This window comes from Paraburkholderia sp. BR14312 (genome assembly GCF_040948675.1).
Classification (GTDB): Bacteria; Pseudomonadota; Gammaproteobacteria; order Burkholderiales; family Burkholderiaceae; genus Paraburkholderia; species Paraburkholderia nodosa_A.
In genome coordinates this window covers 23,467-43,808 of sequence record NZ_JBFPKI010000015.1, presented here as the reverse complement: position 1 = coordinate 43,808, position 20,342 = coordinate 23,467, and the positions used below count along the sequence as shown (strand labels likewise).

The following is a 20,342-nucleotide window of genomic DNA, read 5'->3' as shown; positions in this document are numbered from 1 at the left end:
CGATCGGACGAATTTAGACGGCATCGGCTATGATGCAAAGACGCCGCAATCGTCTGGCCGGGCATGGCCGCCGTACACAACACTCACGGAGACATCGATGCAAATGCGCTGTTACTGCGTTATCCATCACGGCAAGCCGCTCGAACTGGTCGAGCGCGACGTGCCCGAACCCAAGGGCACCGAGGTATTGCTGCGTGTGAAGGCCGCGGGCCTGTGCCACTCCGATCTGCACATCTGGGAGGGCTATTACGACCTGGGCGGCGGCAAGAAGCTCTCGCTCGCCGACCGCGGCATCAAGCTGCCGCTCACGCCGAGCCATGAAATCTGCGGCGAGGTTGCGGCGCTCGGCCCCGACGCGCAAGGCGCACCGGAAGCGCTCGCGGCGGGCACGTCGGTAGTGGTGCATCCGTGGATCGGCTGCGGCGCATGCGCGGCCTGCGAGCGCGGCGAAGAGAACATCTGCGCGAAGCCGCAATCGCTTGGCGTGCTGCGCGACGGCGGCTTTGCCGATTACGTGATCGTGCCGCATCCGCGCTATCTCGTGGATCTCGCCGGCCTCGATCCCGTCAAGGCCGCGCCGCTCGCCTGTGCGGGTGTGACGACGTATTCGGCGGTGAAGAAGTTCGGCGCGCGCATCCATGAAGGCCCCGTGGTCGTGATCGGCGCGGGCGGCCTCGGCATGATGGCGCTCGAAGTGCTCAAGGCGATGGGCGCACAGGGCGCGATCGTCGTGGACGTGGACCCCGCGAAGCGCGAAGCCGCGCTTGCGGCGGGCGCGCTCGCGGCAATCGATGCGCGCGCGGACGACGCCGTACAGCAAATTATCGCGGCAACGGGCGGCGGCGCACGCGCGGTGCTCGACCTCGTCGGCGCGACGCCCACCGTCAAGCTCGCGCTCGACTCCTGCGCGCGCGGCGGCCACGTGGTGATCGTCGGGCTGATGGGCGGCGACGTCACGCTCTCGCTGCCCGTCATCCCGATGCGGCCGCTGAGGATCGAGGGCAGCTACGTGGGCACGCTGCCCGAGTTGCGCGAACTCGTGACGCTGATGCGCGAAGGCAAGATGCAGCCCTCGCCCGTCTCCACGCGGCCGCTCACGGAAATCAACGCGGCGTTCGAAGCGCTCGTGCAGGGCAAGGTGGTCGGGCGGCAAATACTGGTGCCCTGATGCATTTCATCGCGCGCGGCCTGGTTCGGCGCGCGCGATAGCAAATCGTTCGGAATTCGAATCAACCGGGGAGATCGGCCCACGGCGTCGATCCCCCTTCTGCGCGCGCAAGCGCCCCGAACGCTCCCTTACGGCTTACCCCTGCGCTCGCTCCATTTTGCAAGGCACCTGCAAGCTTTTGCGGGCCAGGTGCGCTTATCGCCCGAATAAGCGCACCGGATGCGCTCAATTCGCGCCGTTGACTGAGCACGAGCTGTCGTAATCTCGACACTGCCGCATTGTCCGTGTCGCCCACGCGTCGCGCCCCGTCTCTTACGATTTTCACTGTGACCATGTCGACGCCCCTCGCGCCCGCCCCCGACGACATCCTGCTCGAAGCCAATGCGCATTGCGAAGCGCACCGCTTCGCCGACGCACTCGCGTTGCTCGAACCGCATGTCGGCGGCCAACCCGATGCAATGGACGACGCCGCGCTCGCGCCGGCGCTCCATCTCGCGGCCCTGAGCGCCATGGGTACGGGCGACGCGGCGCGCGCCCAGGCGTTGTGGCAGCGCTGCCTCGCGGCAAAACCCGACTTCGCGCAGGCGTACAGCGGCCTCGCCGCACTCTTTGCGGCGCTCGGCGTCCTCGATCGGGCCCAGGCGCTCTATGAACGGCTGCTGAGCCTCACGCCCGCCGACGCCGACGCACGCAGCAACCTGGGCGTCGTCCTGCAGCGCCAGGCGCGCCACGCCGAAGCGGAAGCCGCCTTTCGCGCCGTGCTCGTGGACCGCCCAGATCACGCCGACGCCCACTACAACCTCGGCCTCCTGCTGCAGGGACAAGGCCGCCACGCAGAAGCCGAAAGCGCGTTTCGCGGCGCCGTCGCTGCGAATGCGCGTCATGCGAAGGCATACAACGCGCTGGGCACACTGCTGCGGGACAAGGCGCGCGGCGACGAAGCCGCCGAAGCTTTTCGCCAGGCCCTGCTGATCCACCCGCAGTATCCGGAGGCGCTCAACAATCTCGCCACGCTGCTCAAGGCGTCCGGCAAGCTCGCCGAAGCGGAACTCGCAGTGCGCCTCGCGCTGCAGATTCGCCCCAATTTCGTCGATGCGCTGAACAACCTGGGTTGCGTGCTCACCGACCTCGAGCGCGTACCCGAGGCGGAGACGGCTTTTCGCCAGACGCTCGCACTCGCGCCGAATCACGCCGAAGCGCAGTACAACCTCGGCGTCGCGCTGCATACGCTCGAACGGATGCCCGAGGCCGAAGCGGCGTATCGCGAGACGCTGCGCCGCCTGCCGGGCCGCGTCGAGGCGTATAACAATCTCGCCTGTGTGCTGATGGCGCTCGGGCGCCGCGCCGAAGCGCTCGAGGTGCTCCACGAAGCCATCGCCGTGCGTCCCGATTTCGCCGAGGCGCACTTCAATATCGCGAGCCTGCACAAGGAATACGGCCGGCTCGACGAAGCCGAGGCCGGCTACCGCCGCGCGCTCGACGCGAACCCGGAATACGGCGACGCGAAGTTCCGCCTCGCCACGCTACTCATCAGCATGGGCCGCTTCGAAGAAGGCTTCTCGCGCTACGAATGCCGCTACACCATGCCCGGCTTCGTGCATCACGCGACGCAACGTCTGCTCCAGTGTCCCGGCTGGCAGGGCGAGCCGCTCGCCGGCAAATCGCTGCTGCTATGGCAGGAGGACGGCCTCGGCGACATGCTGCAATTCGGGCGCTACGCGCGCCTGCTCAAGGAACAGGGCGCGACGCACGTCGCGTTCGCCTGCCAGCCGCCCCTGCAGCGGCTCTTTCGCAGCGTGGACGGCATCGACGCCGTGCTCGGCCATGAAGCCGGCGCAGCGGCAGCCGGCCAGTTCGACTACTGGGTGAGCCCGATCAGCGTGCCCCATCGCCTGGGCACGACGCTGGAGACCATCCCCGCGCCGCTCATCTATACGCCCGAGCCCGCGCTCGTCGATCACTGGGGGGCGCGCCTCGCCACGCTCGCGCCGGGCCCGCGCATCGGCATCATCTGGAAGGGCAATCCGAAGCATTTCAACGACGCGCACCGCTCGCTGCCCTCGCTGGCCGCGCTCGCCCCGCTCTGGAACCTGCCGGGCGTGCAGTTCGTGAGCCTGCAAAAAGGTCAGGGAGAAGACGAGGCGCAGAATCCGCCCGCGAGCCTGCCGCTGCTCCACCTCGGCACCGACGTGCGCGATTTCGTCGATACCGCGGCGATCATCGCGCAGCTCGATCTCGTGATTTGCGTGGATACGTCCACGGCGCATCTGACGGCGTCGCTCGGCAAACCGTGCTGGGTGCTGCTGCCGCAGTACGACCTCGACTGGCGCTGGATGCACGAGCGCGAAGACTCGCCGTGGTATCCGGGCACGATGCGCCTGTTCCGCCAGCGTATGAACGAGGCGTGGAGCGCCGTCGTGGAGCGCGTGCGCGCGGCGTGCGCGGAGCGCTTCGGCGTTTGAAAATTCGCGGGATTTCGGGGGATGAGGGAGGCGCTCGCGCGCCTCAATCCCAGATGTTGCGGAACGCCACGGCGGCGATCACCGGCACGCACATGACGAGCGGAATGGCGAAGTACGGAATCTCCAGATCGACGACCCATTTGTAGACGATCCAGCCGATACCCAGCGCGAGCGTAAGCACGCCCACGAGCGCAGTGAGGGTGTTCAGCAGCCACGTGGGCGGCTGCTTGCGCGCAGGTTTATTCTCGGGTGACGGGTTCATGGCGGCGGTGGCGGAAAACGAAAGCGTCTCGATCCGGAGTGCGGATGGTGGGTATTTTACTCTCAGAGATGCCAGGCGATTGACCCGCGCCACAATAGGCATTTGCATGGACAGCGCCGCTCGAACCTGAGCAGATCACAGCGCTCGACGCTCCGCTCACCAACATCGCACTCCGACGGCATTACGGTTAGCCTCGGGCCGTCATGCCCCGGCGCTTTGTCCAGTAGTAGCGCCAGAATTTGACGATCGTCGCATATAGAAAAACCGTAACGACGAGTTCTGCAATTAGCATCACTGGAATGTAGAGATCGTCCGGATCCCGGATACCCATGCGGTTTGAAACAGATAGCCACATGGAAAGCTGGCTCTCAGGCATCCGCAGCGGATACGTATGGACGTAGCGAACGGAAAGCAAAAACAATCCGACGAACAATGTCGCTTTAGCGAGCCTACGGGCAAGTGTCGCCATATGCTATTACCTCGATGGTTCCATACGCGCGAAGTCCCGAGTCACGAGCCGAGACGGCAGGCGTGTGCAACAGAGCCTGCCGGATCCTCGCGAAATCGGCATAACTCGGCAAGGTGATGCAGCCTAACGAGATACCGCGGCCTCCAGCCGGATGCAAGCGGAAGTGTCCGCGCTCTACGCCTTTAACCCACGTGAAATCGTCAATCTTTCCGTCGTCGCGGTAGAGCGCGAACCACTCCGAATGATGGGAAGGGATACCAGTGACGGTATTCCACGCGTCTTTCGTCCAGGTCCAGGCCTGCGACCCGATACCACCTTTAGGTCGGTCCACTATCCAGTATCGACCGGAAGGGATCGGACCGTTGTCCGGAATTGCTGTACACCCTCCCTGGTTGCGATATATACCGTTACCCGAGAACGCACTAAACGTTCCGACTCCGCAAATCGCCAAAGGTGAGAAAGGCGCGTTGTTCACGAAGAATTTTCCTTGCAGGGCCATTTGACGCTTCTCCCAATAATCAGCGCTCAGTCCATGCGTCGGTGTGTTTTATGTTTCCATCCGTGTAGTGCCACGTGATGCGATCGTACATCATGGAAACACATTCAACGTGATTCAGCGCCGATGCTTGTGCCAGCTTGATATTAACCATACCGGGATTGACACCAGTGATTTTCACACCCTCCAGGAGCATGATGAAATACACCTCTTCCTTTCCGGCGTCATTGATGCGATACCACTTTATTTCCGCTGATTTCAGCGTTTGCCCTCTTGATACTGCTTTATAAAGATAAGGGCTCGAGGCATCAAATTCCTTCTCTATCACCATCGGCGCATGCGTGCGCGCACCGGTAACTTTTCCGGCGATGCTGTCCACGGGAAGGTTGACTCCGTGACTGAAGCTGATGATTTCGATACTCCCTTCACGACTTTCGACCGTCGACGAGCCCCTGATATCGGCGCCACCATCATCTTTAAGCCATAAATGAGCAGGAATTGGCATATCGAAATACTCCCTCGAAAAGCGAATGAGCCTCGCGCCACAACGGGGCCATTTGAACAGCCATGCGCGATTAGAACGATGAACCCACACTTCTACCCGAGGGATCTCTCCTGCGCAATGAAGGTGCAATGGGAATTGGGTAAATAGTGCCTTAGCCCGATACAGGTCAAGAAAAAGCCTTTCGAGAGAGGCTTAATCGAGAGGAAGGGCCGCCGCTCCCGCGGTCTTTACCTCCCAGGTAATCGATTCCCTGCCCGGCGCGCCCTATTCTCGCAAGCGTGGCCCCACCCTTTCACGCTCACGAGACCTGCCATGACCGCCTACGCCATTGCCCATCTGCGCGACGTCGAACCTTGCCCCGCCATCGTCGAATATCTGGAGAAGATCGACGCCACGCTCGCCCCTTTCGGCGGCCGCTTCATCATTCACGGAGGACGCGTGGAGCGGCTCGAGGGCAAGTTTTCCGGCGACCTCATCATGATCGAATTCGCGAACCGCGAGATCGCGCGCGCGTGGTATCGCTCGAGCGCCTATCAGGCGATCCTGCCGCTGCGCGCGGAGCACTCGCGCGGCGAAGTGTTCCTGATCGATCAAGTCGAGATGCCGCATCGCGCGACCGACGTGCTGCGTCCCGCTCACGAAACCGGCTCTGCAAAGTGAAAGGATTTCGTTAACTGGCGATCGGCAGCGATTGGTTATCGCACGGCACGTTTGCAAAGAAAATTCATCGTGTGCAAACGTTTTCGTGCATTTCACAATTCTTTCTTCATCGACGGCGAAACTGTGCGCGACCCATCCCCACAGAACGGATGCGCACATGAGAATACGCCTTCCCAACCGCGTGTCGACGACCCTGTCGACCGCGGCGATCGTTGTACTCGCAACCATCATGCTCGATGCATGCGGCCCGGGCGACGGCTCGTCGGCAGCTTCGTCGACGGCTGATCCATCGGAAAGTCAGAGCGCCGCAACGCAATCGCCATTGGCGAATAGTGCGCGCATATCGCCGCTGCCGACCGACACGAACACGGCGGCGAATGCGTCGGCGAACGCCTCGACCGACACTTCGGCGAACCCGAGCGCCATACCCGCTTACGGCGCGAACGCGGCCACCGCCACGAACAACGCGAGCGACCCCGTGCAAGGCGCACAGGCCAGCCTCGCCGCCGACAGCGACCAGGTCACGCCGGTCTTGAGCTACGCGCCGGGAGACAGCGCGCAGACCCAGGCCAGCAACGGCAACGATTCCAGCAGTCCCGCAACATCCAGCCATTGAAGCATTGCACCTGCGTGCCCTTGTGCGAGTACGCCGTCGGGCACGACACTCCAACCCCAAGCAGAAAGGTGAGCAACAATGACGTCAAACAGCCGTCGCCGTTTCCTGCAGACCGTCGCGCAATCGGGCGCCGCCGCCGCAGCGATGACCGTTCTTCCCGAATCGATCCGCAATGCGCTGGCCATTCCGGCCAATTCGCGCACGGGCACGATCCGCGATGTCGAGCACATCGTCGTGTTCATGCAGGAGAACCGTTCGTTCGACCACTACTTCGGCCATATGCGCGGCGTACGCGGCTATAACGACCGCCTGCCCATTGCGCTGCCGGGCGGCCTGCCGGTGTGGTACCAGCCGTCGAAAGAAGACGCCACGAAGCCCGTGCTGCCGTTCCACCTCGACACGTTCAAGACGAGCGCGCAATGCGTGGGCGACCTCGACCACTCGTGGTACCCGACGCAGTACGCAATCAACAACGGTCTGTACAACCAGTGGCCGCAGTACAAGACCGACATGACGATGGGTTATTACCTTCGCGCGGACATTCCGTTCCACTACGCGCTGGCCGACGCCTTCACGGTGTGCGACAACTACTTCTGCTCGCTGCCTGGCCCGACGCACCCGAACCGCTCGTATCTCATGACCGGCATGGTCGATCCGACCGGCACGATGGGCGGCCCGCTACTCGACAACAACGACTTCGTGGACGGCGACGTGCCGCCCACGTACCAATTGCTTTCGTGGACGACCTACCCCGAGCGCCTGCAGGCCGCCGGCATCTCCTGGCAGATCTACCAGCAGGGCACGAACGGCAGCGACCCGCTGAACGGCAACTACGGCACGAACATCCTGCAGAATTTCGCGAACTTCATCAACGCGCAACCCGGCTCGGCGCTTTACCAGCGCGCGCAAACGGTGCGCACCATCGCCGACCTGAAAAACGACGTACTCCAGAACAATTTGCCGCAAGTCTCATGGCTGCTGCCCCCCGCGGCCTTTTCGGAGCATCCGAAGTACACCCCGGCCTATGGCGCCGAATACACTTCGCAGATCATCGAAGCGCTGACTTCGAATCCCGATGTGTGGAGCAAGACCGTGCTCTTCATCATGTATGACGAGAACGACGGCTTCTTCGATCACATCGTGCCGCCGCAGCCGCCCACGACGTCCGCGCAGGGCAAGTCGACGGTGAGCGTGGACGGCGAGATCCACAACGTGGTCAACCCGCTGCGCGGCGGCAAGTACACTGCCGACGGCCTGCCCTATGGTCTCGGACCGCGCGTGCCGATGACGGTCGTCTCGCCGTGGACCAAGGGCGGCTTCGTCTGCTCGCAGGTATTCGACCACACGTCGGTGATCCGCTTCATCGAGGCGCGTTTCGGTGTGCAGGAGCCCAACATCACGGCGTGGCGCCGCGCGGTGTGCGGCGACCTCGCCACGTGCTTCGACTTCCGCACGCCCGACGCCACGATGCCCGCGCTGCCCGACACGAGCAACTACATGGCGCTCGCCGACAAGCAGTGCTCGGCCAACTCGGCGCCCACGGTGCCGGCCACGCCGCTGCCGATCGACGCGCAGGAGCCCGGCGTGCGCTACGCGCGTGCGCTGCCCTACGAGCTTCATGTGAACGGGAAGGCCGAAGCGCAGAACAACACGCTGTCGATCACGTTCGCGAACAAGGGCCGCCAGGGCGCGCACTTCTACGTGTACGGCACGAACCGCAGTGACGGCCCGTGGCGCTATACGGTCGAAGCGGGCAAGTCGCTCGACGACACGTGGGACCTCACCGTGACGAACGGCGTCTATGCGTTCGAGGTGCATGGCCCGAACGGCTTCTTGCGCCGCTTTGCGGGTACGGCCGCGCAATCGGGTCCGGGCAAGTCGGGCCGCGCACCGGCGCCTGCCGTGACGGCGCACTACGACGTGGCCAACGGCAACCTCTTCCTCAGGTTCTCGAACGCGGGCAGCAGCGTCGCGCACCTGAACGTGACCGACAACGCCTATGGCGCGCACGAGCGCAACGTCGTCGTGCCGGCCGGCGCGCAAATCGACGAAGTCTGGGTTCTTGCCTCGAGCCATCACTGGTACGACCTCACGGTCACGAGCCGCGACGACGCGACGTTTGCCTGGCGCTTCGCCGGACACATCGAGAACGGCCGGCCGAGCATCAGCGATCCGGCGGCCGTTGCGCCGGTCACGAAGCTGAGCTGAAGCCCAGCACAGAACGAAGGTCTGACGATTGCTTTTCTGTTTCTCTGGTTGCGGCGCCTTCAGGCGCCGTTTTTTTTGCCCTCGCGCAGCGGATGCACTCCGTCTCAAAGTGTGGGTAAAAGGGGCCAACGCACCCTTCACAATGGCACGCCCTGCAGCCTCGGCGAAGCAGTGGCACAATGGGCGCTCCGCATTTTCCGGCGCCCGCCGCGCGCAATGCCGTGCGCGCAGGCGGGCGCCTGTCGTTGAACCGTTGACAAGGATCGTCCCATCATGAGTTCCAGCGTGAAGCCCTATCCCGACACCCAGATCTACATCGACGGCGCATGGCGCGCCGGCGCGAAGACGATTGCCGTGATCGACCCCGCGACCGAAGCGGAAATCGGCCGCCTGAGCCTCGCAAGCGAACAGGATCTTTCGGATGCGGCCAGCGCGGCCGAGCGCGCCTTCCGCGAATGGCGCAAGGTCTCGCCGCTCGAGCGCAGCAAGCTCATGCGCCGCGCCGCGCAATTGCTGCGCGATCGCGCAGACGACATCGCCGCGATCATGACGCGCGAGCAGGGCAAGCCGTTTGGCGAAGCGAAGCTCGAAACGCTCGCAGGCGGCGACACGATCGACTGGTTCGCCGAAGAAGGCCGCCGCACCTATGGCCGCGTGATTCCCTCGCGTACTGACGCCGTTCGCCAGATCGTCACGCGCGAGCCGGTGGGTCCGGTCGCCGCGTTCACGCCCTGGAACTTCCCGCTCAATCAGGCCGTGCGCAAGGTGTCGGCCGCGCTCGCCTCGGGCTGTACCGTCGTGCTCAAGGGACCGGAAGAAACGCCGGCCAGCTGCGCCGAACTCGTGAAGGTGTTCACCGACGCGGGCCTGCCCGCAGGCGTGCTGAACCTCGTGTTCGGCGTGCCCGCGGAAGTGTCGTCGTACCTGATCGCGCATCCGGCGATCCGCAAGATCTCGTTCACGGGCTCGACGCCGGTGGGCAAGCTGCTCGCCTCGAAGGCCGGCGAGCATATGAAGCGCGCCACGATGGAGCTGGGCGGCCACGCCCCCGCCATCGTGTTCGCCGACGCCGACGTGCCGCGCGCCGCCAAGCTGCTCGCGAGCGCCAAGTTCCGCAACGCGGGCCAGGTGTGCATCTCGCCCACGCGCTTCATGGTGGAGGACGCCGCGTACGACGAGTTCGTCGAGCATTTCGTCGCGACGACGCGCGCGATCAAGGTGGGCAACGGTCTCGAAGACGGCGTGCAAATGGGCCCGCTCGCGAACGACCGCCGCCTCGCCGCCATGGAGCGCCTCGTCGCCGACGCGCGCGAACAGGGCGCGAAGGTGCTGACGGGCGGCGAACGCGTGGGCCGCGAAGGCTACTTCTTCGCGCCGACCGTGCTCACCGACGTGCCGCTTTCCGCGCGCATCATGAACGAAGAGCCGTTCGGCCCGATCGCGCCGATCTCGCGTTTCTCGAGCTACAAGGATGCGATCGTCGAAGCGAACCGGCTGCCGTATGGCCTCGCCGCGTATGCCTACACGCGTTCGAGCGCGACTTCGGCCGCTCTCTCCGACGACGTGGAAACCGGCATGCTGTCGATCAACCACCACGGCCTCGCCCTGCCGGAAACGCCGTTCGGCGGCGTGAAGGATTCGGGTTACGGCTCTGAAGGCGGGAGCGAAGCGATGGAAGCCTATCTCGTCACGAAGTTCGTGACCGAGCATCGTTGATCGCTGCACGCTAAAGACGCGCGCGCTTTCCGCTTACGGTCCGGGAAGCGCACGCGGATATTGCGGCAAGCCGTCCGCGAGCTGCACCCAGGCCAGCTTTTGCGAGGTCCAGCTGTGATTGTCGGGCGGCGCGTCGTCGGGACGATCGAGCGTGCCGGTCGCGATGTCGATCTCGCCCACGAACGCCGCGTGCCGGTACGTGAGCGGCGTGCCACAATCGGCGCAGAACGCGCGCTCGACACCCGGACTCGACGCATGCGTTTTCGTTGCGCCCGCAACGAGCCGGAACGCACTCCACGGCACGCTGAGCCAGCCGACGAACGGCGCACCTGTTGCACGCCGGCAATCCGCGCAATGGCATACCGTGCTGCCGACCGGCGCAGCCGAAATCTGGTAGCGGACCTTGCCGCATGAACAGCCGCCAGTCAGCATCGCTCTCTCCTTCGCACACCACGCCTGCTCAACGCTTTCGGCACGGTAACCACGACCGCCCGGGCATGGTTGCACGAATTCGCGTCGCGCATGGAATAAACCGCGGCGACGTGTTGTTGACGCCAGTAACGACCCTCGGGCCATCGACTGGATCCATCATGCATACATTCGCACACATTTCGCTTTCGCATGCGTTGCGGCGCATGCGCACCGGAGCCCGCCCGTGAACCGCGCCTCGATCTGCGTGCCGTGCCGGCTCGCGGCCATTGCGGTGGTGGTGGGTTGCGCTGGCGCGGCATTTGCATGGACGGCCGGCTGGCTCACGCCGAAGCGCATCACCGCGCCACATATCATCAATACGTTCGAGTCGAACTACGGCATCCACACGGGCTATCGGCGCAACCACGCCAAGGGGCTTTGCGTGGAAGGCTGGTTCGAAAGCAACGGCAACGGCGCGCAGGTCTCGCGAGCAGCGGTGTTCGCGCCAGGACGCACACCCGTGATCGGACGCTTCGCCATTCCCGGCAGCAACCCCGGCGCGCCGGACGCGAGCACGCCCGTGCGCAGCATGGCGTTACTGTTCCAGCTGCAGGACGGCGAGCAGTGGCGCACCGGCATGAATTCCGTGCCCATCTTCGTCGTTCGCACCCCGAAGCAGTTCTATAGCCAGCTAGTCGCCTCGAAGCCGGACCCGGCGACGGGCAAGCCCGATCCCGCGAAGCTCGACGCCTTCTTCCAGGCGAACCCGGAAACGCTGCCGTTCCGCCAGTGGCTCAAGGCGCACCCGCCCTCCTCCAGTTTCGCGAATACGGCGTTCTACAGCGTCAACGCGTTCATCGCGACCGATGCCGCGGGCAACCAGCACGCCGTGCGCTGGCAGACCGTGCCCGAAGTGGCTTATGCACCGCAAACCGCGGCAGAAAAAGCCGATCCGAACTTCCTCGCCGGCGACTTCTCCACGCGTTTCGCCGGAGGACCGCTACGCTGGCATCTGGTGCTCACGGTCGCCGCACCGGGCGACCCCACGAACGACGCCACGCTAACATGGCCCGCGGACCGCCAGCAGATCGACGCCGGCACGCTGGTCTTGCAGCGCGCCGAGCCGCAAGCCAACGGCATGTGCCGCGACGTGAACTACGATCCGACCATCCTGCCCAACGGCCTGAAGCCTTCGGACGACCCCTTGCTCGCCGCCCGTTCGGCAGCGTATGCCGTTTCGTTCAATCGACGCACGCGTGAAGAGGCCAACCTCACGCAAACGCATGGAGACGCGCAGCCATGAAACAACCGGGCCAACACTTCAGCGCACTCCAGCGCCTGCTTCACTGGTCGATGGCAGTCCTGATCGTTACGATGCTGTTCGTCGGCGTAGGGATGGTCTCGACCGTCTCGAGGCTGCATGACACCTTGATCGCGCTCCACCGGCCGCTGGGCATCGCGCTGCTCGCGCTCGTGCTGCTGCGCCTGGCCGTGCGGCTCACGCGCGGCGTACCGCCCCTGCCGGCCGATCTGCCCGTCTGGCAGCGCCTCGGCGCGCACGCCTCGCATCTCGTCCTCTATGCGCTGATGATCGCCATGCCGCTGATCGGCTGGTCGATGCTATCCGCGGGCGGCTATCCCATCGTGATGTTCGGCGGCGTGCACCTGCCGCCCATCGTGCCGCATAACGTCACGCTCTATGCATGGCTGCGCGCCGCGCATACATGGCTTGCGATGGCGCTCTACGCGACTGTGCTGCTGCATCTGGGCGCCGCGCTCTTTCACGCGCTCATTCGCCGTGACGGCGTACTCGCCAGCATGGCACGCGGCGAGGCACGCAGCTGACGCGAGCATCGGCACGAGGATCGCGGTCACGAGGCAGGCGGTGGCGACCATCGCCGTCGCCGCCGGCACGAGCGGTTCGAAACGCGGAATCATCTCGCCGATGATGGCCGGATTCGCCACCGCCGCGCCCGCCGTTGACGATGCCGCGAGGCCCGCCGCACCGTTGCCGCCCGCAACGCCGGCCTCTCGATCTCGTTTCCGACCATGCGCTGCGGCGCGGATACGAAAGCGCACGACCTCGCCCTGCTCGAGCGCGCGGGCGCGGCGATCTCGGCGCGGCTCGGCTATCGTGAGCCGGCCGTGCACGAGCATGCGCCTGCCGAACCCGGTTAGCCCGGAGGGGCGGCTGTCGCGACCGTGGCTGCCGCAGTGGTCTGCCAGCCGAGACCGAGGCTCTTCTGCAGCGACACGAAGTCCTTGAGCAAATCGGCCTGGCCCGACACCACGTTCTGCTGCGCGGCGAATTCCGTGCGCTGCGTGTCGAGCAGGTCGACGAGGCTCGACGCCCCCGCGCGGTAGCGCTGGCGCATGAGCGTCGCCGAACGCTCGGCAGAAACCTGCACCTTCTGCAAAGTCACCAGATGCTCGCGCTGATAGCCATAGCGCGAGAGCGACGCGTTGGCGTCCTGCAACGCCGCGAGGACGGCCTTCTCGTAATGCGCTTCGGCTTCGTCGCGCGAAGCTTGCGCGCCGTGCACCGCGCCCAGCGTGCGCCCGAAGTCGAACACGTTCCACTGCAGATACGGCGCCCCAACCCAGCTGAAATTGCTCTTGCGGAACAGGTGCCCCGGCTCCGCGGCCGTAAAGCCGAGGTCGCCGAACAGCGTGAGCTTGGGCAGAAAATCCGCCACGTGCTCGCCGATCTGCGCGTTGCTCGAGGCGAGGCGGCGCTCCGCCGCGCGAATATCGGGACGCTGCGCGAGCATCGTGGTGGGATCGCTCACGGGCACGCTGGCGGGCAGCGTGGGCAGCGGCTGCGCCGTCGCCAGTTCCGCATCCAGCGCGCCGGGCGCCTTGCCGGTGAGCACGGCCAGTTGATCCAGCGATATTTCCACTTGCGCCGCGAGCGGCGTAATCGTGGAGCGCGTGTTCTCCACCTGGGTGGTGAGCCGCTCCACGTCCACCTCGGCCGCCGTACCGCCCGCGCGGCGCTGCTCGGTGAGCGTGAGCATCTCCTGCTGCAGTTGCGCCGTGCGCTGCGCGATGGTCAGGCGCTGCTGCTCGTCGCGCAGGTCGATATAGGCCTGCGCGACTTCGGCCGCGAGCGATACCTGGGTATCCGCAAGATCGGCGTCCACGGCATCGGCCTCGTCGCTCGCTGCTTCCACTGCGCGGCGCGTGCCGCCGAACAGGTCGATTTCCCACGAGGCATCGAACCCCGCCGTGTAGAACGTGATCGGGCCGCCGCCCGAAGAGCCGCCCTGACCCGAGCTGCTGCTCGACGACGTCAAGGCGCCCAGGTTGGGCTCACGCATGCGGATCGCCGCCGCGCTCGCGCCGACCTTCGGCAATTCGGCGGCGCGTTGCTGCTGCAGCTGCGCGCGCGAGGCGCGCAGACGCGCCTGCGCCGCGCGCACATCGGGATTGTGGGCAAGCGCCGCTTCGATCAGCGTGTTCAGTTGCGGGTCGTTCAGCGCAAGCCACCATTGGCTCGGTGCACGCGCGGGCGTCACGCCTTGCGCGGGCGTGCGCAGGAACGAAGCGGCGTTCGCCGCTTCCGGCGCGACGGCCGGTGCGCCGTGATAGTCGGGGCCGACGGTGCAGGCGGCCAGCGAGCAGGCGGCCGCGAACGCGCTCAGCGCGGCGTAGGAGATTCGGGAGTAACGGGTTGCCGTCATGAGTCAGTGATAATCTTCAGTGGCCGCCAGACGGCGTTTGTGCGCCAGGCTGCGGCTTCTTGAGCAGGAGCGCGAGCGGCACGCACGCCGCCAGCGCGATGCCGAGCACCCAGAATGTTTCGGAGTACGTGATGACCATCGATTGCTGCGTGATCTGCGCCGCGATCTGGCCGAGCGCCTGCATTTGCGAATGCGCCATGTCGCCCGTCTGCGTGAACCAGTTGGCCGCGCTCGCGGCCACGCGCTCCTGGCCGATGACCGAATTGGCGCTGAGCGATTCGCGCAGCACGGCGGTATAGAACGTCTCGCGCCGGTCGATGAGCGTGCCGATGATCGCAAGACCCACCGAGCCGCCCAGATTGCGCGCCATGTTGTAGAGGCCGGCCGCGTCGCCGGAATCTTCGCGCGACACCGCCGCCATCGACGCCTGGTTCAGCGGCATCATCGCGAGCATTTGCGCGACGCCGCGTACGAGCTGCGACCAGACGAAATCGTGACCGACGCTCTGCGCCGTGAGCGAAATGTCGAGCATGCAACTCAACGTGAAGAGCAGCAGCCCGGACACCACCAGGATGCGAAAGTCCACCTTGGCTAGCAAGCGCGGCAGAATCGGCATCACGAGGAAAGCGGGCAGCCCCGAAAGCAGCATGATCGCGCCGGACTGCTGCGCGTTGTAGCCGGCGACGAGGCTCAGAAACTGCGGCAGCAGATACGAAATACCGTAAAGCCCGGCGCCGACTGCAAACACGATGATGATGACGCTCGCATAGCGCGGATTGCGCATGAGCGACAGACGCAGAATCGGCTTTTTCGCGGTGAACTGCGAAAGCGCGATGAGCACCATGCCCGCGAGCGAGACCCACGTGAGCGTGACGATGAAGCTCGACTCGAACCAGCGTTCGCGCTGGCCTTCCTCGAGCACGACGGTCAGCGAACTCAGGCCCACTGCCAGTCCGGCAATGCCGAGCCAGTCCGCCTTGAGAAAGGCTTCCCAGTGCGGCCGGTCGGGCTCGAGGCCGACGATAAGCAGCGTGATGAGTGCGAGACACACCGGCAAATTGATGAAGAAGCACCAGCTCCAGCTGATGTTCTCCGCCAGCCAGCCGCCCACCACGGGCCCGAGCAGCGGGCCGAGCAGCACGATCAGGCCGAACACCGTCATGCCCACGGGCAGTTGCGAAAGCGGCAGGCGCGTGCGGATGATGGTCTGCCCGGTCGGAATCATCGCGCCGCCCGTGAAGCCTTGGCCGATACGCCCGGCGATCATCATGCCGAGCGTAGTCGACCAGCCGCACATCATCGAAAAGGCGATGAAGAGCGCCGAGTTCGCGAGCAGGAAATTTCGCAGTCCGAACACCCGCGTGAGCCACGCGGCGAGCGGAATCATCACGATCTCGGACATCAGATAGCCCGTGGAGATCCACGTACCCTCGGTGCCGGTCGCGCCAATCTGCCCCTGGATCTGCGGCAGCGCCGAGTTCGTGATGGAAATGTCGAGCGTGGCCATCAATGCGCCCAGCGCACCCGCCGCGACGGCGATCCAGTCGGCCGCGCTCGCGCGCTCGCCGTGCGGATGCGGCACCGCTGCGCGAGCCGTATTAGCCACGGTGGTTCTCTTGGTCGATACGGCGGTCGTCCTCACGCGCGGAGCGCGTGTCGACATCGACGGTCACCGACATGCCCGGCAGCAGCACGCTGCGCGTTTCGGGCCCGGTATCGAGGCGGATGCGCACCGGCACGCGCTGCACGATCTTCGTGAAGTTGCCGGTGGCGTTCTCGGGCGGCAAGAGCGCGAACTGCGCGCCGGTACCCGGCGAGAAGCTGTCCACCACGCCGTGCAGCGTGTGGCCAGGCAGCGCGTCGACATGCAGCTCCACGGGCTGGCCCGCGCGCATGCGGCCGATCTGCGTTTCCTTGAAGTTCGCCGTGAGGTAGGTGCGTTGCACCGGCACGACGGTCAGCATGCGCGTGCCCGGCTGCACGTACTGGCCCACACGGACGGTCCGGTCGCCCACGCGGCCCGCCAGTGCGCTCTTCACCACGGTATTGTCGAGGTCGAGTTGCGACTGCGCGGCGTTCGCACGCGCCGCCTCGAGCTGCGCGCGCGCCTGCGAGAGCTGCGCGTTCAGCGCCGAGATCTGCGAGCGTGCGGACGTGACGGCGGCTGCGTCGGCGGCGAGCGTGGCCTGCGCCTTGTCGCGTTCGCTCTTCAGTTCGGCAAGCCGTTCGGTCGTTTCTGCCCCCGTGGCCGCGAGCGGCGCGTAGCGCGCCACTTCGTCGTTCGCGTGGCGCAGGCTCACCTGGGCGACTTCCTGCTGCGCCTGTGCCTGAGCGACGTTCGCCCGCTGCTGCTCGATCTGCGCCTGCGCATGCTCGATGTCCGCTGTGCGCGCATCGACGGTGGCCTGCGCCTGGTCGAGCGCCACCTGATACTGGCGCGCGTCGAGCTTCACGAGCGGGTCGCCCATTTTCACGGCCTGGTTGTCGGCCACGTAGACGTCCGTCACATAGCCGCTCACCTTCGGGGCGATCGTCACGCTGTCGGCCTGCAGATAGGCGTCGTCAGTGGATTCGATGAAGCGCCCGACGACCCACCAGTGGCCCAGCCACACCGCAGCGGCGATGAGCGCCGCCAGTCCCAGCAGGATCAGAAGGGTTCGTTTCGCGCCGCTGCGCGCAGGTGCAGCGGTGGCGTCCGGCACGTCGCGTCCGGGCGCGCCTGCAGTCGTAGACATGTTGTTGATTCTCAATTTATTCCAGTCGGCAAAATTATTCCACCTGGAAAAATTGTGTCAAGTGTTATATTTCGCAGGGATACGAAAGGAAATGCATGAGCGAAGGTAAGAAACTGCGACGCTCGCCCGACGGAGGCTATGCGCGTGGCGACGAGACACGTCGCAAGATCATCGAGGCGGCCATCAGCCTGTTCGGGCAGCACGGCTTCGACGGCGCCTCCACGCGCGACATCGCCGCGCGCGCGGGCGTGAACGCGCCGGCGCTGCAGTATTACTTCGAGAACAAGGAAGGCCTCTATCGCGCCTGCGCGGAGTCGATCGCCGACGAATCGTGGCAATCGTTCGCGCCGGCCGTGCTGCGTGCACGCGAAGCGCTCGAGCACAACGCGGACGTCGAAGCGCTGATCGACGCCTTCATCGACATCCAGTCGGCCGTGGCCGACCGTTCCTTCGTCAAGCAGCACGGGCCGGACCAGCGTCTCTTCTTCGCGCGCGAACAGGGCGGCGGCGAACCGGAGATCGGCTCGGAAATCCTGCGTGAGCGCGTGCGCTCGCCGCTGAACACCATCAACGTGGAACTGCTCGAACGCATTACCGGCATGCCGGCCCACGATCCGCTCACCGTGGTGCGCATGTTCAGCCTGTATGGGCAGTTTCTGCTTTTCTTCATCGCCCGCCGCTCCACGCTCTCGATGCTCGGCTGGGACGACATCGACAGGGCGAAGGCCGATTTTCTGAAAGACAGCATCGCGGAACAAACGCGCGTGCTGCTGCGCCACTGGAATCGCGAGCGCGACAAGCCCAATCGCTCAAGATAACTAAGCACTATTCGGGCGGCCGGCACGATCCCCCGGCGCCAGTGAGGAATCCCCGCGGCGCATCTGCGCGCGTGTTAGCGTTCGAATTTCCCACCCGCATGGAGCCGCCAGCATGTCTCCCCTCGCCGCCGTTGCCAGCATTCTCCTCGCTGTCCTGATCGGGGCCATGAGCCCCGGGCCGAGCTTCGTGCTCGTCGCGCGCAACTCGATCGGTCTCTCGCGCCGCGACGGCGTCGCCACCGCGCTCGGCATGGGCACGGGTGCGATCTGCTTCGCGGGCATCGCACTCGCCGGGCTCTACACCCTGCTTGCCACCGTGGCCTGGCTGTACGCCGCGCTCAAGATCGCAGGCGGCGCCTATCTGCTCTATATCGCTTCGCGCATCTGGCGCGGCGCGGGCTCGCCCGTCACGGTGAGCAGGACGGCCGCACCCGGCGAGCGCCCCGGCAAGTCGTACTGGAGCGGCCTCACCACCCAGCTCAGCAACCCGAAAACGGCCATTGCCTACGGCGGCATCTTCGTCGCGCTGCTGCCGCATAACCCGCCGCTGTGGTGCTACTTCGCGTTGCCACCGCTCGTCTTCGCGATCGAAACCGGCTGGTACACGGTCGTCGCGCTGTGCTTTTCGAGCCAGCGTCCGCGCGATCTCTATCTGCGCGCCAAGAGCTGGATCGACCGCGTTGCGGCCGGCGCGATCGGGGCCTTGGGCCTGCGCCTCATTTTCAGCGCCGGGCATCGCGGGATCTGACGCCGCCCCGCCGGACGCGGCCACAAGGTCGCGCCCGGCCCACTGGAATTTATTTCGGGAGGCGCTTGACAATCTATCTTCCAGTAGATAAATTGGAGCCCATGAACACGAAGCTGACAGTGCGGGAGCAGGTTCTCGACCACGCCATCACCCTCATGATGCTGCGCGGCTACAACGGGTTCAGCTACCGCGACCTGTCAGAGCTGGTGGGCGTGAAAACGTCGAGCATCCACTATTACTTCCCGTCGAAAGACGACCTGGTGCTCGAAGCGGTGAGCCAGTACAGCGGCGAAGTCATGGCGGGATTGCAGTCGATCGACGCGGCGCTGCCGGCGCGCGAAAAGCTCGCTACGTACACGCGGCTCTTCGGCAAGACGCTGGGCGACGGCAACCAGATCTGTCTGTGCGGCATGCTGGCCGCCGACATCGAATCGCTGCCGGAAACTGTGCGTCACGCGGTGCAGGCGTTCTTCCGCGCCAACGAAAGCTGGCTGGCCGAGGTGCTGGCTCAAGGCGCGAAAGAAGGCACGCTGGTCGTGCGGGGCAAGCCGGAAAGCTCGGCCCGTACGTTGTTCGCGGCCTTGCAGGGCAGCGTCCTGGCGAGCCGGTTGTTCCATACGAAGTCGCGCCTCGAAGATGTCGAAGCCATGTGGCGCGTGGCTCAGTAACGTACTCTGGCCTGAAACACGGGGCGGCTCAGCGCCCTTTTATCGGGCCGCGAATTCTATCTTCTGATAGATAGCTAGAAAGAGGAGCATCATGAACGTGTTTCGACGGCCGGAAATCTATCTGGCAATAGATAGAATACAAAAACTGACGACCGGAAATTCGCAAGCGCCGCTCTTCTGCTGGACCCTGGTGCACATGGCTGTCGCCTTGCATCAGTAAATTGAATGCCGTACTCCGCCGTACCTTCAACGAACCGTCTTTGCTCAAAGGAGCCTGTCATGTCGATCGAAAAAGTTCTCTACCGCGCCGAAGCCAACGTCACCGGCGGCCGCGACGGCCGTGCCGTCATTCCCGCCAGCAACCTGGACCTCAAGCTCACTACGCCGCGCGAACTCGGCGGCGCGGGCGGCGACGGCACGAACCCCGAGCAGCTGTTCGCCGCGGGCTACAGCGCATGCTTCATCGGCGCAATGAAGTTCGTCTCGGCGCGCGACAAGATTGCCCTGCCCGCCGATGTCTCGATCACCGGCAATGTCGGCATCGGCCAGATTCCGAATGGCTTCGGCATCGAAGTCGAACTGAAGATTTCGCTGCCCGGCATGGATCGCGCGGCCGCCCAGGCGCTCGTCGACAAGGCCCATATCGTGTGCCCGTACTCGAACGCCACGCGCGGCAACATCGACGTGACGCTCACGATCGTCTAAGCCGCGAGCCGC

At 65.2% G+C, this 20,342-nt stretch carries 20 protein-coding genes and 2 pseudogenes; 13 read left to right on the top strand and 9 right to left on the bottom strand.

What is annotated here, in order from left to right; translation table 11 throughout:
* Positions 1 to 103 precede the first annotated feature (103 nt).
* Both AB3X98_RS34245 and AB3X98_RS34240 read left to right on the top strand, forming a co-directional pair.
* A complete protein-coding gene (locus AB3X98_RS34245; protein WP_368604833.1) occupies positions 104 to 1,168 on the top strand; it encodes an alcohol dehydrogenase in 1,065 nt (354 codons plus the stop codon).
* 332 nt (positions 1,169 to 1,500) lie between these two features.
* A complete protein-coding gene (locus tag AB3X98_RS34240; protein WP_368604761.1) occupies positions 1,501 to 3,630 on the top strand; it encodes a tetratricopeptide repeat protein in 2,130 nt (709 codons plus the stop codon).
* Positions 3,631 to 3,673: 43 nt separating this feature from the next.
* Here AB3X98_RS34240 and AB3X98_RS34235 read toward each other — a convergent pair whose 3' ends face one another.
* From AB3X98_RS34235 to AB3X98_RS34220, 4 genes are all read right to left on the bottom strand, one after another.
* Positions 3,674 to 3,892: a hypothetical protein gene (locus AB3X98_RS34235; protein ID WP_028206128.1), complete on the bottom strand. Its 219-nt coding sequence runs from the start codon at positions 3,890 to 3,892 to the stop codon at positions 3,674 to 3,676.
* Between the two features lie 187 nt (positions 3,893 to 4,079).
* A complete protein-coding gene (locus AB3X98_RS34230; RefSeq protein ID WP_368604760.1) occupies positions 4,080 to 4,361 on the bottom strand; it encodes a hypothetical protein in 282 nt (93 codons plus the stop codon).
* Complete coding sequence (locus AB3X98_RS34225; protein ID WP_342950174.1) at positions 4,342 to 4,860, bottom strand: DUF2778 domain-containing protein; 519 nt, start codon at positions 4,858 to 4,860, stop codon at positions 4,342 to 4,344. The genes AB3X98_RS34230 and AB3X98_RS34225 overlap by 20 nt, the downstream gene beginning before the upstream one ends.
* 19 nt (positions 4,861 to 4,879) lie before the next feature.
* Entirely contained in the window at positions 4,880 to 5,362 is a 483-nt protein-coding gene (locus AB3X98_RS34220; RefSeq protein WP_133180138.1) for a type VI secretion system tube protein TssD, read from the bottom strand.
* 312 nt (positions 5,363 to 5,674) lie between these two features.
* On the opposite strand from AB3X98_RS34220, the gene AB3X98_RS34215 reads away from it, so the two are divergent.
* The 4 genes from AB3X98_RS34215 to AB3X98_RS34200 all read left to right on the top strand — a co-directional run bounded on the left by AB3X98_RS34215 (position 5,675) and on the right by AB3X98_RS34200 (position 10,562).
* Positions 5,675 to 6,022, top strand: a complete 348-nt coding sequence (locus tag AB3X98_RS34215) for a DUF1330 domain-containing protein (RefSeq protein ID WP_368604759.1) — start codon at positions 5,675 to 5,677, stop codon at positions 6,020 to 6,022.
* Positions 6,023 to 6,179: 157 nt separating this feature from the next.
* Entirely contained in the window at positions 6,180 to 6,638 is a 459-nt protein-coding gene (locus AB3X98_RS34210; protein WP_368604758.1) for a hypothetical protein, read from the top strand.
* Positions 6,639 to 6,716: 78 nt separating this feature from the next.
* Positions 6,717 to 8,846 (top strand): phosphocholine-specific phospholipase C, encoded by a 2,130-nt coding sequence (locus tag AB3X98_RS34205; RefSeq protein WP_368604757.1) that lies wholly within the window; start codon positions 6,717 to 6,719, stop codon positions 8,844 to 8,846.
* 273 nt (positions 8,847 to 9,119) lie between these two features.
* Positions 9,120 to 10,562, top strand: coding sequence for an NAD-dependent succinate-semialdehyde dehydrogenase (locus tag AB3X98_RS34200; RefSeq protein ID WP_069266019.1), 1,443 nt, complete (start codon positions 9,120 to 9,122; stop codon positions 10,560 to 10,562).
* A 33-nt stretch (positions 10,563 to 10,595) separates the two neighbouring features.
* Here the strand turns inward: AB3X98_RS34200 and AB3X98_RS34195 are convergent, their stop codons facing one another.
* Entirely contained in the window at positions 10,596 to 10,994 is a 399-nt protein-coding gene (locus AB3X98_RS34195) for a GFA family protein (RefSeq protein WP_069266020.1), read from the bottom strand.
* A gap of 223 nt (positions 10,995 to 11,217) precedes the next feature.
* Between AB3X98_RS34195 and AB3X98_RS34190 the strand changes: the two genes are divergently transcribed.
* The gene (locus AB3X98_RS34190) at positions 11,218 to 12,276 is read left to right on the top strand and encodes a catalase family peroxidase (RefSeq protein WP_368604756.1); all 1,059 of its coding nucleotides are present in this window, start codon (positions 11,218 to 11,220) and stop codon (positions 12,274 to 12,276) included.
* On the top strand, positions 12,273 to 12,818 hold the full coding sequence (locus tag AB3X98_RS34185) for a cytochrome b (RefSeq protein WP_069266022.1): 546 nt from the start codon (positions 12,273 to 12,275) through the stop codon (positions 12,816 to 12,818). The genes AB3X98_RS34190 and AB3X98_RS34185 overlap by 4 nt, the downstream gene beginning before the upstream one ends.
* A 3-nt stretch (positions 12,819 to 12,821) precedes the next feature.
* Here the strand turns inward: AB3X98_RS34185 and AB3X98_RS34180 are convergent.
* Positions 12,822 to 12,995: pseudogene (locus AB3X98_RS34180) on the bottom strand (2-keto-3-deoxygluconate permease); the annotation flags it as partial.
* Here AB3X98_RS34180 and AB3X98_RS34175 point away from each other — a divergent pair.
* Positions 12,996 to 13,151: pseudogene (locus AB3X98_RS34175) on the top strand (DNA-binding transcriptional regulator KdgR); the annotation flags it as partial.
* On the opposite strand, the gene AB3X98_RS34170 reads toward AB3X98_RS34175, so the two are convergent.
* Genes AB3X98_RS34170 through AB3X98_RS34160 form a run of 3 tightly spaced genes read right to left on the bottom strand, consistent with a single transcriptional unit; the run spans position 13,148 to position 17,391 of the window.
* A complete protein-coding gene (locus tag AB3X98_RS34170; protein ID WP_368604755.1) occupies positions 13,148 to 14,656 on the bottom strand; it encodes an efflux transporter outer membrane subunit in 1,509 nt (502 codons plus the stop codon). The pseudogene AB3X98_RS34175 and the gene AB3X98_RS34170 sit on opposite strands and share 4 nt — an antisense overlap.
* A gap of 16 nt (positions 14,657 to 14,672) precedes the next feature.
* A complete protein-coding gene (locus AB3X98_RS34165; protein WP_368604754.1) occupies positions 14,673 to 16,319 on the bottom strand; it encodes an MDR family MFS transporter in 1,647 nt (548 codons plus the stop codon).
* Positions 16,255 to 17,391 (bottom strand): HlyD family secretion protein, encoded by a 1,137-nt coding sequence (locus AB3X98_RS34160; protein ID WP_368604753.1) that lies wholly within the window; start codon positions 17,389 to 17,391, stop codon positions 16,255 to 16,257. Before AB3X98_RS34160 ends, AB3X98_RS34165 begins: the two co-directional genes overlap by 65 nt.
* A 95-nt stretch (positions 17,392 to 17,486) precedes the next feature.
* Here AB3X98_RS34160 and AB3X98_RS34155 point away from each other — a divergent pair, with 95 nt between their 5' ends.
* The 4 genes from AB3X98_RS34155 to AB3X98_RS34140 all read left to right on the top strand — a co-directional run bounded on the left by AB3X98_RS34155 (position 17,487) and on the right by AB3X98_RS34140 (position 20,330).
* On the top strand, positions 17,487 to 18,209 hold the full coding sequence (locus tag AB3X98_RS34155; protein WP_368604752.1) for a CerR family C-terminal domain-containing protein: 723 nt from the start codon (positions 17,487 to 17,489) through the stop codon (positions 18,207 to 18,209).
* A 112-nt stretch (positions 18,210 to 18,321) separates the two neighbouring features.
* Complete coding sequence (locus AB3X98_RS34150; protein ID WP_069266027.1) at positions 18,322 to 18,957, top strand: LysE family translocator; 636 nt, start codon at positions 18,322 to 18,324, stop codon at positions 18,955 to 18,957.
* A gap of 101 nt (positions 18,958 to 19,058) precedes the next feature.
* On the top strand, positions 19,059 to 19,625 hold the full coding sequence (locus tag AB3X98_RS34145) for a TetR/AcrR family transcriptional regulator (protein WP_069266028.1): 567 nt from the start codon (positions 19,059 to 19,061) through the stop codon (positions 19,623 to 19,625).
* 279 nt (positions 19,626 to 19,904) lie between these two features.
* Positions 19,905 to 20,330, top strand: a complete 426-nt coding sequence (locus AB3X98_RS34140; protein ID WP_069266029.1) for an organic hydroperoxide resistance protein — start codon at positions 19,905 to 19,907, stop codon at positions 20,328 to 20,330.
* Positions 20,331 to 20,342 lie beyond the last annotated feature (12 nt).